The 15,710-nt window shown below is 33.5% G+C and carries 14 protein-coding genes; 2 read left to right on the top strand and 12 right to left on the bottom strand.

Features of this window, described 5'->3' with window-relative positions:
* Positions 1 to 29 precede the first annotated feature (29 nt).
* The 11 genes from K7G76_RS05970 to K7G76_RS05920 all read right to left on the bottom strand — a co-directional run bounded on the left by K7G76_RS05970 (position 30) and on the right by K7G76_RS05920 (position 13,079).
* Positions 30 to 1,754 (bottom strand): T9SS type A sorting domain-containing protein, encoded by a 1,725-nt coding sequence (locus tag K7G76_RS05970; RefSeq protein ID WP_223033254.1) that lies wholly within the window; start codon positions 1,752 to 1,754, stop codon positions 30 to 32.
* Positions 1,755 to 2,035: 281 nt separating this feature from the next.
* Positions 2,036 to 3,775: a T9SS type A sorting domain-containing protein gene (locus tag K7G76_RS05965; protein WP_223033253.1), complete on the bottom strand. Its 1,740-nt coding sequence runs from the start codon at positions 3,773 to 3,775 to the stop codon at positions 2,036 to 2,038.
* Positions 3,776 to 3,897: 122 nt separating this feature from the next.
* Complete coding sequence (locus K7G76_RS05960) at positions 3,898 to 5,631, bottom strand: FG-GAP-like repeat-containing protein (RefSeq protein WP_223033252.1); 1,734 nt, start codon at positions 5,629 to 5,631, stop codon at positions 3,898 to 3,900.
* A gap of 109 nt (positions 5,632 to 5,740) precedes the next feature.
* On the bottom strand, positions 5,741 to 6,556 hold the full coding sequence (locus K7G76_RS05955) for an enoyl-ACP reductase FabI (protein ID WP_223033251.1): 816 nt from the start codon (positions 6,554 to 6,556) through the stop codon (positions 5,741 to 5,743).
* Between the two features lie 39 nt (positions 6,557 to 6,595).
* Positions 6,596 to 8,248, bottom strand: coding sequence for a DNA repair protein RecN (gene recN, locus K7G76_RS05950; RefSeq protein WP_223033250.1), 1,653 nt, complete (start codon positions 8,246 to 8,248; stop codon positions 6,596 to 6,598).
* 58 nt (positions 8,249 to 8,306) lie between these two features.
* On the bottom strand, positions 8,307 to 9,194 hold the full coding sequence (gene porD, locus K7G76_RS05945; protein ID WP_223033249.1) for a type IX secretion system protein PorD: 888 nt from the start codon (positions 9,192 to 9,194) through the stop codon (positions 8,307 to 8,309).
* A complete protein-coding gene (coaBC, locus tag K7G76_RS05940; protein WP_223033248.1) occupies positions 9,187 to 10,398 on the bottom strand; it encodes a bifunctional phosphopantothenoylcysteine decarboxylase/phosphopantothenate--cysteine ligase CoaBC in 1,212 nt (403 codons plus the stop codon). The genes porD and coaBC overlap by 8 nt, the downstream gene beginning before the upstream one ends.
* 9 nt (positions 10,399 to 10,407) lie before the next feature.
* A complete protein-coding gene (locus tag K7G76_RS05935) occupies positions 10,408 to 10,737 on the bottom strand; it encodes a DNA-directed RNA polymerase subunit omega (protein ID WP_223033247.1) in 330 nt (109 codons plus the stop codon).
* Between the two features lie 12 nt (positions 10,738 to 10,749).
* Entirely contained in the window at positions 10,750 to 11,562 is an 813-nt protein-coding gene (locus K7G76_RS05930; RefSeq protein WP_223033246.1) for an outer membrane protein assembly factor BamD, read from the bottom strand.
* A 114-nt stretch (positions 11,563 to 11,676) separates the two neighbouring features.
* Complete coding sequence (dapA, locus tag K7G76_RS05925) at positions 11,677 to 12,558, bottom strand: 4-hydroxy-tetrahydrodipicolinate synthase (RefSeq protein WP_223033245.1); 882 nt, start codon at positions 12,556 to 12,558, stop codon at positions 11,677 to 11,679.
* 2 nt (positions 12,559 to 12,560) lie between these two features.
* Complete coding sequence (locus K7G76_RS05920) at positions 12,561 to 13,079, bottom strand: DUF6913 domain-containing protein (protein WP_223033244.1); 519 nt, start codon at positions 13,077 to 13,079, stop codon at positions 12,561 to 12,563.
* Positions 13,080 to 13,149: 70 nt separating this feature from the next.
* Between K7G76_RS05920 and K7G76_RS05915 the strand changes: the two genes are divergently transcribed.
* Both K7G76_RS05915 and K7G76_RS05910 read left to right on the top strand, forming a co-directional pair.
* Positions 13,150 to 13,917 carry a 5'-nucleotidase C-terminal domain-containing protein gene (locus K7G76_RS05915; protein WP_223033243.1) on the top strand — a complete coding sequence of 256 codons (768 nt, stop codon included), beginning with the start codon at positions 13,150 to 13,152 and terminating at the stop codon, positions 13,915 to 13,917.
* The gene (locus K7G76_RS05910; RefSeq protein WP_223033242.1) at positions 13,914 to 14,828 is read left to right on the top strand and encodes a bifunctional metallophosphatase/5'-nucleotidase; all 915 of its coding nucleotides are present in this window, start codon (positions 13,914 to 13,916) and stop codon (positions 14,826 to 14,828) included. The genes K7G76_RS05915 and K7G76_RS05910 overlap by 4 nt, the downstream gene beginning before the upstream one ends.
* Here K7G76_RS05910 and K7G76_RS05905 read toward each other — a convergent pair.
* Positions 14,825 to 15,574: a hypothetical protein gene (locus K7G76_RS05905; RefSeq protein ID WP_223033241.1), complete on the bottom strand. Its 750-nt coding sequence runs from the start codon at positions 15,572 to 15,574 to the stop codon at positions 14,825 to 14,827. The two genes, K7G76_RS05910 and K7G76_RS05905, sit on opposite strands and share 4 nt — an antisense overlap.
* Positions 15,575 to 15,710: the final 136 nt, after the last annotated feature.

Genomic DNA, 15,710 nt, shown 5'->3' with positions numbered 1-15,710 from the left:
GCGGCTTCAAAAAATTTTACTTAAACTAATTAGTTTTTAATAATTCTAATTGTATCTGTTACATTTTCAACCGTAACCTGAACAAAATAAGCTCCAGGATTTAGGTTTACCATATCTACTTCACTATTAACTGCATTGGGAGCAGAACGCATAACCACCTGACCCAACATATTATACACAATTACATTTTGGATATCATTTTGAGCATTTAACGTTAATGTACTTGTAACTGGGTTAGGATAAAAAGAAAATAAATCATTATTAGTGGCGAAGTCTTCAGTTGATAGTGTTGCACCACAAACAACAGATCTCACACGGCAATCATCTATACTACCACAATTATTATCACTGTGGGTGTAAAAACGAATATTACCTGTTACAGTTGAGGTCCATATTACATAACCATAACTTCCAATATATGCTGAAGTCCCATCTTCATTCCCTAAGGTCACAAAGTCTGTAGCTACTGAACTCTCGAATCTGTAATTCTCTCCAGCTACTACTGTAACTAAAGAATACTCTCCGTTGTACCCACAATCTGTAATTTCATTAACTGTCGAACCATCACAAGTTGCAGAAGCAGCTACATCGTAAGTTGATGACGGCCATTGCCCAAAAGGAGCAGTTAAACATTCATCACCAGGTGGTGTTTGACTAGAAGCAGACCAAAGCGCGCATGGTCCAATTGCATCAACAGCACCAACTTTGGGCACAACTGACCAATACACTGTTAAACCGTATTCTCCAAATGCAACATCATAAAATGTATCTGCAGTATTATCAAAATAGGTTTGATCACTCCCATCCGAATTAAAACCAATATAAAAATCATAAGAATCTGGAACCGGACCAGATGCAGGTGCTGTCCAAGAAAAAGTAATAGGTGCTGTAGCACTAAGTCCTGTTGCTCCATCAGCTGGCGTAATAGGTGCTGTAGCACAGTTAGGAGGACACGAGTCTAAAGTCGCCAAATTATCAGATCCATTGCATGCTGAATCTGCAGCATCTTCAACTGTAATAGTAACATTTGTACCTCCCGGGAAAGGGCCAACAGAATACGGTGAAGCTGAACCATCAACTCCATTTATTGCTGCAGCTCCTCCATCATTTAATACATTAACAGAAGTAGCGGTTCCTAATCCAGTAATATCAACATTAATAAAAAATTCATCTGCTGGACAATTGTTTCCTCCTTGACTTAAAGTAAAAACAGCTGGTACACATGAAGGTGCTGGCACAAAAGTAAGTGACCAATCATCAACAGATCCAACATCGCCTCCAGCATCATCACAAACTAACAAATTCCATGTCCCATCAGCATTTACACCTGTAAAGCCAGAAAGTGCTTGCATAGGTCTATAAGTCCCTGTAATTGCAGGACCATCAGGGCCATCAGCAGGAATAGGATCGGCGGCGGCATCATCTAAAACAACTGCGAAGCCATTTGCTTGACCACCATTATCATCTAATAATAAAACTGTTGTTCCTCCTGTTGGATCTTGTAAACTAATCACCACATCATCTGACCATGTATGTGTAATGTTTAAGGTAACACTTCCTAAAACATTAGTAGTACCCAAAACACCTACTCCTGAAACTGCTAAAGGTAGAGTTAGCTCATCAGCAGTGCCACATGTTGCAGCAGTGCCTCCATTTCCATTTTGCATGTCATAGGGTCCACCATTATCTGTGAAAGTTTGAGCAAAACCAAAGGAAAAGCTTAATAACGTTAAAAACAAAGTAATTTTTTTCATGTTCTTTGGAATTTATATTAATTAATATCATTAAAGTTAATAATTTACAGTAAGTAGTAGTTACAATCTTACTATTAATCGATAAACGAATTCATTAATAGTTAAACTGCTAAAATTAAACAATTTAGAAAGTTTTTTAATATATCAACTGCTTAAAAAAATTAAATCTTATAGCTTAAAACACATAATATATTTTATAAAAAAACCAGAGAAGAATTCTTCTCTGGTTTTCTAGAACTTCTAAAAAGCATCATCGGTTAAAGGATGATACTTTTAGTTTACTAATTTTTAATAATTCGAATAGTTTCTGTTTTATTATCTACAGTTACTTGAACAAAATAAGCTCCAGGATTTAAAGTAGTCATATTAACTTCGCTATTAACTGTGTTAGGTGTAGAACGCATAACTTGCTGACCTAACATATTGTAAACAACAACATTCGTTATATCTCTTTGAGCATTTAATGTTAAATTACTATTTACTGGGTTAGGATAGTAAGTAAATAGGTCACTGCTAACTGTAAAGTCTTCAGTAGATAAAGTAGCATCAGAAACCGTAATGGTAAATGTTCCTTCAGTTCTAAAATTACCTTGTCTAGCTGCAACACCATCACTCCATACTCTAACATAATATGTATTGCCTGCTGTTAAACCAGTAACATCTAACATTTCCCCTCCATTGCCATCAGAACAGCCTAAAGAATCCGCATCTAATTGGTTACAATCTGGATAAACAGCAACATTAGCTTGATCAGAAGTTCCAGTAATAGCTGTCATGATACCTACATCTCCATCAGCAGGGGCAACAAACGAATACCAAACATCTGACTTAAAAGTAAAGCTATCACAAGTAGTATCGTCAACATTACCAGTTGAATCATCGGTAGCACCAGCTGTAGTACCTGCTGCCTGAACATCCAATGTAAGAGCTTCAGCGTTAACGCATAAATCATTAGCTGGCGCAGGTACATTAGCTGCGCAAGTTACATTCATGTCAAAAGTACCTGAATTTGAACTATAACCCTCAACCATAATATAATACGTTGAAGTTCCATCTGAAGAAAATGTTAAGGTAGATCGCGTACCACATGCATCATCGTTTTGAGCTATTTGGTTAGTGGCAGGACAATCTGAATACACTCTAACCAATGTATCATAACCTGAATCACAAAATTCTAAAGTAACATCTTCAGCTACTCCAGAACCTGTATACGAAAACCATACATCGTTAGCTAGATTTCCGCCACTATCAGTTGCAGCAGATGTAGAACCTAAATAATTACCATCACATACCACAGGAATGGCATTATCACATTCATCGTTAGTAGGCGGGCAAGAATCTGTTAATGTTCCAGAAGTAACATTGCAATCAGCATTATCTCCCTCAATTGAAATTGTTAATCCACCTCCTGCTGGGAAAGGACCAGCTGTGTAAATACCTACTCCTGAATCAACGTTTACCACATCGCCATTAACTGAATTAGTAATAGATAATGTTCCATTGCTTCCTAAATCGGTAATATCAACATCTACAGAGAATTGATTATTCGCGCAGTCTTCTACAACAGCAACAGTAGCTGATGGAGGTGCACAATTAAAAATCTGCCACGCTAATTCAAAAGTACCAGATCCAGTTGAATAAGCCGATTGCACCCAATAAACTGTTTGATCTGAACCAGTATCATTTATCCAAACTACATTTCCAGTATCTGGATCATCCACACAAGTAATTAAAGTCGCTCCTGGACATGCTCCTCCATAAGCTACCCTATGTTTTGAATCGTAAGCATTAACAGTTTGGCCAATACTGATGGTAGACCCATTTGGTACTACAATTGAAAATACTTGATCTGGTGCGCCTGCATTGGTAAGACAATCTTGATCAAAATCATTGGCAGCACCTGTTGTATCGCCCGAATAAGGACTAGTTAAAGCCCCTAAATCTATTACCGATGCACAATTTTCTTGAGCAAAGCTAAAACTAAAGGCTAACAAAATAAATAATAAAGTAATTTTTTTCATATTTAATTGATTTGATTAAAAATATAAGTTAATAATTCTTAAAAATATGTAAATAATCTAGCTATTAAAGTATGACACCTATCAAATCGACAAAAGGGTGGTTTTTACCGATGAAATACATGCTATAATTTGACTATTTTTCTAACAATATTATTTTCACCATTGTATACTTTTATGTAATAAATACCACTTGAAAACTTATCCAAATTCAAGCTGTATTCTTTTGTATCTGAATACGTTTTTATTATCTCTTTTCCAAAACAATCGTATACTGAAACCCTCTTTATAAAAGAACTTGATTTTATGGCAACTTTATCTGAAGTAGGATTTGGAAAAACCAATAATTCTTGGGGTGTTTCTTGTAAGGATTCCAATGACAAAGGGTTAGAACCTTCTACAATGTTAAGCATTTGATTAGCCGAAATATTTTCTAAATAATCTACCATACCACTCAACCAAGTAACCTTTATATAGTCAACTTCCGTATTAGAACCAAGTCCAAAAAATTCTGAGCTAGAGTTTTGAGAAATATAGCCTTCACCACACAAGGTGTACCGGTACTGTTTGTTCCCGTTTATAGATATTTCAATTTTGGTACCTATACCATCTTTATTACTCACTACGCCTTGCAGTTTTACCTTTAACCAATTATTAGCTTGGGCAGCTATATTCTTCCATAAAAAAACATTCTCGTCATTTGAATTACTTACCAAAATTTCAGGATAACCATCATTATCAACATCTCCTATTGCATTTGAGTGACTAATCCCTGTATCTCCAGAAAAACCTGCAGACGGTGTACTAAATGTTTCATCACCATTGTTTGTATAAAATTGTGCTGATGCTAAAGATGGAACACTACCATCCATTGAGCAGCTCACATACATATCTATATCCCTATCATTATCTGCATCTAAAAAAACACTTCCCCAAGCAAAACTATTTAATGCTGTTCCTGTTGTAGTCGTGACATTAGTAAACGTTCCATCACCATTATTTTTGAAAAATACGTTTCCTCCAATTGGCGTGTTAGTTACATAAATATCAAACCAGCCATCATTATTATAATCGCCAATGGTAGAGGTCATGGCATCTATAGCAATATTTACACCTGCTGCTGCCGCAACATTTGTAAACGTATTATCCCCATTATTTTCGTAAAGAAAATTTTCGTTAAAATCCTTATCATTTATAACATAAATATCCTGCCAACCATCATTATTATAATCGAAAAAAGCTGAACAAAACGAAAGATGGCTCGATGAATGTATTCCTGCCGATATACTTATATCTGAAAATGTTCCATCTTGATTATTTAAAAATAAACGATTGGGCTGCACGAAATTATCATCTCTGTTGCTTAAGAACAAATCTAAAAATCCATCATTATTAATATCCCCAAATGATGCACCCCAGGTTTCAATATTTGTTGTAGGCAACCCTGCTAAAGTAGTTACTTCTGTAAATATTAAAGAACCATTATTATTGTATAGGTGATTACCATCTGTATTACTGACTACCATTAAATCTTTATCTCCATCATTGTCATAATCTGCCCACACAATTTGTCTGCCTTGTACATTATTAGAAGTAAGAGCAAAATTTTGACGTGTAAAAGTTCCATCTTGATTGTTTAAAAAAAACTCTGATTGACTCCCTGATTCAGTAGCCAATGATATATCATCCCAACCATCATTATTAAAATCGACAAAAGAAACTCCTGAACCATATTCTAAATCTCCTGCTGACATAGCCACTCCAAGTGCAACAGCTTGATCTTCAAAATTAATTTGTGCTTTAAGATTATGAATCAAACCCACTACCAAGAAAACACATAATAAAATCCTATATTTCATAATTAACATCTATACTACTAATATATATAAATTTTAATTTAGTCAATTGTAAAAAAAAGCGAGAGTCCAATAAAGAACTCTCGCTTTTATAAACCTTATTAATTGTATACTATTCTTTAGTGAAAGCCTCCATAACTGCATCGCTAACTCCCATATTGCTAAATCCACCATCATGGAATAAATTTTGAAGTGTAACTTTTCGTGTTAAATCACTAAATAAAGAAACCGTATAGTTTGCACAATCTAAAGCTGATGCATTTCCTAAAGGTGACATTTTTTCTGCGTAAGAAATAAAACCATCAAATCCTTTTACACCACTACCCGCAGTTGTTGGTGTTGGTGATTGAGAAATGGTATTAACACGAACCTTTTTATCGCGCCCAAAGAAATAACCAAAACTTCTTGCTATACTTTCTAAAAGTGCCTTATTATCTGCCATATCATTATAATCTGGAAAAACACGTTGGGCTGCCATATAAGTCAAAGCTACTATACTTCCCCATTCGTTCATGGCATCTTTTTGGTAAAGCGTTTGCATAACTTTATGGAAAGAAGTTGCGGATACATCTGTACCCTTTTGAGTCCAATCGTAATTTTGGCCTGTATAATGATTTCCTTTTCTAACATTTATTGACATTCCTATGGAATGTAAAACAAAATCGATTTTACCTCCTAAAATCTCCATAGATTTTTCAACAAGGTTTTCTAAATCTTCAAGTGAAGTAGCATCAGCAGGAATAACTTGAGAACCTGTTTTTTCAGCTAAAGCATTAATTTGTCCCATTCTCATGGCAACTGGAGCGTTTGTAAGAACAAAAGTTCCTCCTTCTTCATGCACACGTTCGGCAGTTTTCCAAGCTATTGAATTCTCATCTAAAGCTCCAAAAATAATTCCTCTCTTACCTTTTAATAAATTATATGACATAGTTATGATCGTTAGTTGTTTCGTTTTTCAAAGATAGTATTAATTCAATAATTGTTTAGCATGAGCGACAGCAGAAGTTGAAATTTCTTTTCCTCCAAGCATTTGGGCTATTTCAACAATGCGCTCGTCATGGTTTAATTTTCTCAATCCAGATTGCGTTACATTACCTATATCCTCCTTAAATACTTTAAAATGAGTATGACCCTTTGCAGCTATTTGTGGTAGATGTGTTATCGTAAATACTTGCATTTTCTCACTCATCTGCAACATAATATTCGCCATTTTATTCGAAACCTCTCCTGAAACCCCAGAATCAATTTCATCAAACATTATTGCAGGCAATTGAATATAATTGGCCAAAATAGACTTTATAGCCAACATGATTCTTGAAAGTTCTCCTCCTGATGCAGCCTTTTTTAATTCATTAAATGTTCCACCTTTGTTGGCGGAAAACAGAAAAGCTAAATCATCTTTACCATTTCCAAAGTATTCATCTGTTGAGTTTACTGTAATTTTAAATTTGGCATTTGGTATTCCCAACTGTTCTAAAATAGACTCTAATTGGTTTGTCAGGTTTGGAATAACTTGAATTCTACTTGCATTTATAAGATTAGCAATTTCGTTCAGTTTAGTTTTTGTACTGTTAACTTCTATTAGTTTTTCTTGAATGGAATCGTCAAGGCTTTCAGTAAAACTTACTTTTTGTTCTAAATTATCTCTAACCTCAATTAATTCTGACACTTCATTAACCAAGTGTTTTTTCAATAAATTATTAATTACTTGAAGTTTATGAGATACAACCTCTAATTGCTCTGGATCTAGTTCTAAAGCCTCTTGTAGGTTTTCTAAATCTGTAAAAATATCATCTAGCTCAATTGAAACACTTTCTATACGTGTATGAACATTTTGATACTTAGTCGCAAATTTTGATAGCTTTAGGGTCAAAGCTTTTAAATTAAACATAGCAGCAGAAACGCCTATCTCATCTTCATTAAAAATAGCGTTAGCATGAGCCAAACTTTCTTTAATGTCCTCAACATTACTTAAAGTTTCGTACTCCTCTTCAAGAGTTTGCAAATTGTTTTCTTCAAGTTTTATCTCTTGTAGTTCCTGTAGCAAAAACATGTTATAGTCATGTTCCTTTAACGATTCAGATTTGTATTTTAAAAGTTCATCGTATTCATGTTGAGCCCTTTTTAAATTTAAAAGCGTTTCCTTGTAAGCAATAAGATGCTTTTTATTATTTGCCAAAGCATCTATAACTTGGAACTGATATAAATTATCTACCAATTGAAGCGTTTGATGCTGCGAATGAATATCAATTAATCGTTCTCCCAACTTCTGTAAATCACTTAAATTCACTGGAGAATCGTTTACAAAAGCTCTTGATTTACCAGAAGGTAAAATTTCTCTTCTAATTATGGTCTGTCTATCGAAATCGAAATCCAATTTTTTAAATAAGGCTTCTAAATTGTAATCAGACACATTAAATACAGCTTCAATAACACACTTATTGTTTGGATTTTTTAAAGCATTTAGATCTGCCCGTTTTCCTAAAATGAGAGACAATCCTCCTAGAAGTATCGATTTCCCAGCACCAGTTTCACCTGTTATAATGGTTAATCCTTGATTAAAATCAACTTGAAGATTTTCAATTAAAGCGTAATTTTTTATTGAAAGTGAAACTAACAAGACTATAAGTTTAAGTTTGGTTAAAAATACGAATTCAATTTAGCAAAAAACCAAATTACTAAAACTTAATGTTTCGCCACTTGCTAGAGTAAGTAGGAGCTACACGGTTTAAAGTAGAGACCAAATCGGTAATTTCCACATTAGGCCCGTCTGAAAAAATCTGCTCTATTTCATCGCTTTTAGCATCAAAAAAGGTTCGTAATAAGAATGAATTGGGTCTTCTTCTATTCATGGCAGCAAACTCTTCAATAGCTTTGGCTATATTTTCTTTAGATTTAGTAACGTTTTCCTGCATTAAATCTAAACCGTTGCGATGATAATCATACAAAACTGATCGGTATTCCTTAAACGTAGGAGACATTAAATTATCAATTAAAACAAAGCGGGATTGGTTACCATCTTCTATCTTCCATCCTTTTGCACCGCCTTGTTGCGAATAATTTAAAATGGTTTGTGCTTGTTTCAAAAATTCATCACCGCCATTAAGCTCAAAAGTATCTGCATCCAACCCTAAAACCATGTACACATGAAATGCTATAACAGAGATTAGGTTAGATTCATATTGATTCTCGTTATAAATTAAGTTCTGAAACTCAACATATCTAAATGTAAAATCTTTATCGTTAAAATTATAAACTGGCGAGTAATATGTTGAACCGTAAACAGGTCTAGATGATTGTACTTGAAGTGAGGCTTTAAAGGCATCTCCAGAATACTCGGTTACATTGATATAAAAATTACACTCTACGGTTTCTTGAGGACCATAAACTCTATTGGTCCATTTGGTATTATTAACAAACTCTCGTAATTGTTTTTGAAGTGTATTAAAAACAGGTAAGTTCTGATTTCCTGACAATTCAGTGTTAACTACCACATTACACCTTAACTCTTGAGCGTTTGTTGTTAACGTAAAACCAACTAAAAAAGCAATTAATAATCTATACATCAAGTTGTTTAATTATTTCGTTTAAAAGGTCGATAGCGACTTCATTTTTAGGTTTCAAATTATATTCAGTAACCGTATTAGCTTTGTCAATAAAGGTTACTTTGTTGGTTTCTGTTTTGAATCCTGCGCCTTTATCGTTTAACGAATTTAACACAATTAAATCTAAATTCTTCTTTTTTAGTTTAGCTTTTGCATTTTCCAGCTCATTGTTAGTCTCTAATGCAAAACCCACTAAATACTGTTTTTTCTTAATCCTACCTAAAGAAGCTAATATATCATTTGTTTTTTCTAACTCAATAGATAACGTTGCATTTTCCTTTTTTATTTTTTGACGGGCCACCTCTTTTGGTCTATAATCTGCTACAGCGGCGGAAAGAATAGCAATATCTACACTATTGTAATACTCATGACAAGCTTGGTACATCTCTTCAGCACTAGTCACAGCGATTGTTTCAATTAAGCTATGGCTAACTTTTTGATGGGTGGGTCCATGCACTAAATAAACTTGAGCACCTTTGTTGGCTGCGACTTTAGCAATCTCAAAGCCCATTTTACCACTGGAATGATTACCTATAAAACGAACTGGGTCAATAGCTTCATAAGTTGGTCCTGCTGTAATGAGCACCTTTTTGTCACGCAATGGCAGTTTGCTTAAAATGTCATTTTCAATAAAGGCAATAATATCTTCAGGTTCAGCCATTCGACCTTCTCCAATTAATCCACTAGCTAATTCGCCACTTGTAGCAGGAATTACTACATTTCCATAGCGTTTAAGAACATCTAATGATCGTAATGTTGAAGGATGTTTATACATATCTAAATCCATAGCAGGAGCAAAATAAACAGGACACTTTGCTGAAAGATATGTAGCTAAAAGTAAATTGTCGCAAACACCGTTAGCCATTTTTGAAAGTGTGTTGGCTGTTGCTGGTGCAATAATAAAATAATCTGCCCAAAGCCCCAATTCCACATGGTTGTTCCAAACCGCATTGTCATCATCTTCATTAACAAAGGTTGAATAGACTGGGTTTTTGGAAAGCGTAGATAAGGTTAAGGGTGTTATAAAATCTTTAGAGGCAGGTGTTAACACTACTTTAATGTTTGCGCCTGCCTTTATAAAAAGTCTAACTAATGATGCCGTTTTGTAAGCAGCAATACCAGCACTAATGCCTAAAAGTATATTCTTGCCGCTTAATATTGACATCTAAAAATATTATTCTTGAGTATCTTCCTCTGTATTTCTATGGTAAATTTTACCATCTAACCATTCTTGTACAGCTAATGCATGTGGTTTTGGTAATTTTTCATAGAATTTAGAAACTTCTATTTGTTCTTTATTTTCAAAAATTTCTTCTAAACTATCATTGTAAGTCGCAAATTCTTCTAACTTTTCAATAAGTTCTTTTTTAATTTCTGAATTAATTTGCTCCGCTCTTCTTGAAATAATTGAAATAGCCTCATAAATATTTTCTGTAGGCTCATCTAGCTTATTTCTATTATAAGTTGTTGTGTTTACTGGAGCGTTGATTTTCTTTAAATCCATTATATAGTTGTATTAACTTTTAGTCGTATAATTTTGTAATTCACTCTGTATTTCCTCGTACATTTGATTAGCTTCTTCCATATATTCAGAACCTGAATACGATTTCTTGAAAGTCAGATAATGTGTTATAGCTTCTTCCAAGCGTTCTTGACGCTTATATAAAACACTATTTATGGCTAAATTATAAGCTGAATCGAATTTTATAAAAAATGCTTCTTCTCTATATTTCGAAGCAGGGAAATTAAAAATAAAATCTTCCATTGCCTTAATAGGGGCAGTATAATCCCCTGTATAACCTGCAATGGCATTGTATTGCTTTGCAATTTCAAAAGCTTTTCTCTCTAACTTAAAATCTAACTCTTTAACCAACTGGTTGGCTTCTGGTAAATATTCAGACTGCGGATAAGCATTTATAAACGCTTGCAACTTATCTAAGGCATCACGCGTTTCATGCTGTTCTTTTGTATAAACAGGAGCTAAATTGTATGCGCTTTTAGCACCTAAAAAAGAGGCTTCTTCCAACTTCTCACTATTAGGATATGCGCCAACAAAACGTTCAAACTGATAAGAAGCTAAATACCACTCTTCCATTTCGTAGAACGTTTTGGAGTATAAATACATTAACTTTTCCGCTTGAGGTTTCCCTCTGTAAGAAGGAACAATGGCGGCAAAAAGTTTATTCGCTTTTTCGAACTTTCCAGCGTCATATTGTTTTTCACCCTCTTTAAACTTTGTACCTATATCAGTAGTTTTTAATGCTTTTTGATATTCGCTACAAGAACTTAAAAATGTGCAAGTTAGAATTATGTATAAAAATTTCCTCATAGTTTTAAAACAGAATGCAAAATTAAGTTATTATTATGGAATTTAAAAATATTTTATTCTGCTAAAATAACTGATGAATTCAGGTTTTTAATAGGTTTAAGTATAATTTAACTTTTAGTTGTAAGCCTTTACAAATTGGGCTAATTCCTCTTGTAGATTTGTTGAAGCTTCAACAAGTGGCAACCTTACTGTATTGTCACATAATCCCAACTCATTCAATAGTGCTTTAATACCAGCTGGATTGTTTTCTGAAAAAATTAAACTTATTATTTCCATCAACTCAAAATGCAACTTATAAGCTTCATCAGCTTTTCGCTCAAGTCCGAAATGAATCATTTGAGAGAAGTTTATTGGAAATGCTTGTGCAATTACTGAAATAACTCCCGAACCACCAGCTAAAGTTACCGGTAGTGCCAAATCATCATCCCCGGAAATAACCAAAAAATCACTTGGCTTATCTTTTAACAACCATAAATATTGCGCCATATTTCCAGCAGCTTCTTTAACCGCTATAATATTATCGCATTCTCTTGCTAGTTTTAACGTTGTACTTGGCAACATGTTCGACCCTGTTCTACCAGGAACATTATACATAATAATAGGTACTGGAGAGATTTCAGATATAGCTTTATAATGGGCTATTATTCCTTCCTGTGTAGGTTTACTATAGTATGGCGAAACAGATAGAATAGCAGAAATACCATTAAAATCTGTTTGATTAATTTCATTGATAACCTGCGCCGTATTATTTCCTCCTATACCCAAAACCAAAGGCACTCGATTATTATTAACTTCTTTTATAGTACTAATGATTTTAACCTTTTCTTCAGAAGTAACTGTTACACTTTCTCCGGTAGTACCAGAAATAACAATATAATCCGTACCATTTTCAATATTATAATTAACAATATTAATTAGTGCATCATAATCTACACTTAAATCTTTCTTAAAAGGGGTAACAATAGCAATTCCAACTCCCGTAAATAAATTATTCATTATTATATTTTATTAAAAACTTTTAAATACTTAACCAATTCACTTTTAAAAGCACCAAATTCATTAACTTTTGTTTCGATAATTAAATCGTTCAAACGCTTATCTAACTGAAAAATGCTAGCCTTAAATTTAGCTTTAGAATAGGCGGTTAGCAATTTTAACCTTAATATATCTTCACAGTAATAACTAATCAACAAATCAAATTCGGTATTTAAAAATGTCTCCAATTCAACACTGTTTATTTTTCCATGCCAACCAAAATCCTTACTATGAAAACATGTATTCCAAGAAAAAGCAGCATCCTTTTCATCATTTGCATAAGCTATAACTTGAATAGCATTAGGTAAAAGTTTCAAGCTATCTGCAAGTGATTTAAACATTTCAAAATCATTAACCTCTTCAATGTTGAAAATTACACCCACATTCTTAACCGTATGATCTTTATCAGTAACGCTTTGCGTTTTTAAAATCGTATTAAATTTTTTTTTAATAGATTTTTCTTTAAATCCCTTTAAAATCATACTATATTTATACTTTAGACAAAGGTAATAAAAGTACCTTGATAAGAGCATTAAATTTAATAGTCATTATATGAGATTTCAATACGTGTTAATTCTTCTTTTCGCAATGGTTTTTTCAAGCTGCAAGAATGACTCTTGGCATGTAAAAAAGATTGAAGGCAAACAACTAAACATAAATGATAAGTTAGACACAAAGAAAGAAATTGATGAATTTATCAAGCCCTATCGCGAGCATGTTAATGCCGAATTGGATAGCGTTTTATCCTATTCTATTGATACCTATTCCAAAAAAGATGGTGAACTCAACACCGCAATAGGAAATTTATTTGCCGATGTAATTTACGAACAATCCAACCCCGTTTTTAAATCTCGAACAGGCAATGAGATTGATATGGTAATGGTAAACCACGGAGGTATTAGATCCATAATATCAAAAGGCAATATAACAATTAGAACGGCTTATGAAATTATGCCTTTTGAGAATAGCATTGTTGTAGTAGGCTTAAAGGGAGAAAGCATTAACGAACTTATTAGTTACTTGACTCATGCTAAACGTGCGCACCCTATTTCCGGATTAAGATTAACTGTAGACGACGAATTCAGTGTAGTTGAAGCAACTATTAAAGGTGAACCTATTGATCCCAACAAAATTTATTATGTAGCAACTAATGATTATTTGTACAATGGTGGCGACCACATGACCTTTTTCCAACCCAATGAAAGCCTAGAAATTTTAAACTATAAAATTCGTAATGCCCTGTTGGATTACTTTATTAAAACCGATACAATTAGACCAGTAATTGACAACCGATTCATTCAAATTACACCTCAACCATGAAACGTCGCGACTTTATACAACAAACTGCAGCTACTTCAGCATTTATCACTTTAGGCGGTTTAGGTCTTTCATCAATGACCTCCAGTGCTCAACCAAAAAAAATAACAATTCTACATACTAATGACGTACATAGTCATATAGACCCTTTTGGCCCTGAAGATGGTAAAAACCCCAACCAAGGTGGTGTGGCAAGACGTGCTAGCTTAATAGACAGTATCAGACAAGACAACCCAAACACATTATTATTGGATGCCGGTGATATTTTTCAAGGTACGCCATATTTTAACTATTATGGTGGCGAATTGGAATTTAAGCTAATGAGTAAGCTCAAATATGATGCTGCCACTATTGGAAATCATGATTTTGACAACGGAATTGATGGTTTGTTTGCACAGTTACCACATGCTGAATTCCAGTTCCTATCAGCAAACTACGATTTTTCGAATACGATTCTTGATGGCAGTGTTAAACCCTTCAAGGTTTTTATAAAAGACGGTATTAAAATTGGAGTTTTTGGTATTGGAATTCGATTAGAAGGATTGGTTTTAAAGAACCTATATAAAGAAACCGAATACTTAAATCCTATTGAAATCTCTCAAGACATGTCCAGGATTTTAAAAGAAGACGAAGGATGCGATTTAATTATTTGTTTATCACATCTTGGCTATAACTATAGCAATTCTGAAAAAATTGGCGATTTAAAACTGGCTGAAAATTCGACAAATATAGACCTAATTATTGGCGGCCATACCCATACATTTTTACCGAAGCCTACAGTAGTAAAAAATAAAATTGGCAATAACATGCTTGTAAACCAAGTTGGTTGTTACGGAATTAATTTGGGTAAAATTGACTTTTATTTAGACAAGGACAAAAATAAAACCGCTAATGGCACTTCCATTATTGTTTAAGCTAAAGCATTATCTGAGCTAGAAACGCGCAATTCCACGAGACTCTTTTTTCGTTTTCTATTTAGTTCAATTATATAATTGAATAAAAAGAATAAACCAAAAATATGCAAAATTCGGTCTAGCATAACAAAACTCCAATTGTATATGTAATAATTACTTATGTAGTAAAGTACATCAGAAAACGCGAAGCACAATGCCATTGCCAAAAACAAAATAGAAGGTTTCGTGTCTGAATTCAAATACCCTATAAAAGCCACAAAACACAATACTATTAATGCCATACTCTTTACACCAAACAAAGCAACTTCCATTCCGTTAGGTATTTGCAATTTTAATACAGCAAATAGTTCATACATTAAATATGTGTTTATGGCAAACACAACTATTAAATATCCTCCAACTATAGCATCAAAATTTAAACTCTTAATATTTGATAAAGCAGCATATACCAAACAGAGGTAGCTTATACAGTAAAATAAACTTGATATTTGAAGCAATTGCTCATCCGAGAAAAACACTGAAGAGAAATCACCTAAAAAAGAAAAAACAAGACATAAAATAAAAACAGCGCTAATGTATTTATTCTTTACGTAGTAATACATTACAAAAACGGGAATAAATAACGGTTTTGACAATTGCAATAATGCTTCATTTTCGCTTAAGGTAGCAATTACATTAAAAGCAATTAAGATTAACAAAACACATAGAAATATTTTGTTATAGCCTATTTGGAGCCAGTTTTTCAAGTTAGTAAGTATAAGTAGGTTATTACAAATATAAGAAAAATTATGACGTACAGCGTTGTTTTAGTGCACTTCATCGATTTTAATGTTAAATTTTTAAGCTGTTCGTCGGTAATACTATAAAAAGAAGACCAAGACC

The sequence above is a fragment of the Hanstruepera marina genome, assembly GCF_019880635.1.
Lineage (GTDB): Bacteria > Bacteroidota > Bacteroidia > Flavobacteriales > Flavobacteriaceae > Hanstruepera > Hanstruepera marina.
Note: the sequence above shows the minus strand (reverse complement) of the source record. Positions and strands in the feature narration are given on the sequence as shown.

Excerpts from the sequence above, each read along its gene's own strand:
- K7G76_RS05970 (WP_223033254.1), bottom strand. The coding sequence starts at position 1,754 with ATGAAAAAAATTACTTTGTTTTTAACGTTATTAAGCTTTTCCTTTGGT.
- K7G76_RS05965 (WP_223033253.1), bottom strand. The coding sequence starts at position 3,775 with ATGAAAAAAATTACTTTATTATTTATTTTGTTAGCCTTTAGTTTTAGC.
- K7G76_RS05960 (WP_223033252.1), bottom strand. The coding sequence starts at position 5,631 with ATGAAATATAGGATTTTATTATGTGTTTTCTTGGTAGTGGGTTTGATT.
- K7G76_RS05955 (WP_223033251.1), bottom strand. The coding sequence starts at position 6,556 with ATGTCATATAATTTATTAAAAGGTAAGAGAGGAATTATTTTTGGAGCT.
- porD (WP_223033249.1), bottom strand. The coding sequence starts at position 9,194 with ATGTATAGATTATTAATTGCTTTTTTAGTTGGTTTTACGTTAACAACA.
- coaBC (WP_223033248.1), bottom strand. The coding sequence starts at position 10,398 with ATGTCAATATTAAGCGGCAAGAATATACTTTTAGGCATTAGTGCTGGT.
- K7G76_RS05935 (WP_223033247.1), bottom strand. The coding sequence starts at position 10,737 with ATGGATTTAAAGAAAATCAACGCTCCAGTAAACACAACAACTTATAAT.
- K7G76_RS05930 (WP_223033246.1), bottom strand. The coding sequence starts at position 11,562 with ATGAGGAAATTTTTATACATAATTCTAACTTGCACATTTTTAAGTTCT.
- dapA (WP_223033245.1), bottom strand. The coding sequence starts at position 12,558 with ATGAATAATTTATTTACGGGAGTTGGAATTGCTATTGTTACCCCTTTT.
- K7G76_RS05920 (WP_223033244.1), bottom strand. The coding sequence starts at position 13,079 with ATGATTTTAAAGGGATTTAAAGAAAAATCTATTAAAAAAAAATTTAAT.
- K7G76_RS05915 (WP_223033243.1), top strand. The coding sequence starts at position 13,150 with ATGAGATTTCAATACGTGTTAATTCTTCTTTTCGCAATGGTTTTTTCA.
- K7G76_RS05910 (WP_223033242.1), top strand. The coding sequence starts at position 13,914 with ATGAAACGTCGCGACTTTATACAACAAACTGCAGCTACTTCAGCATTT.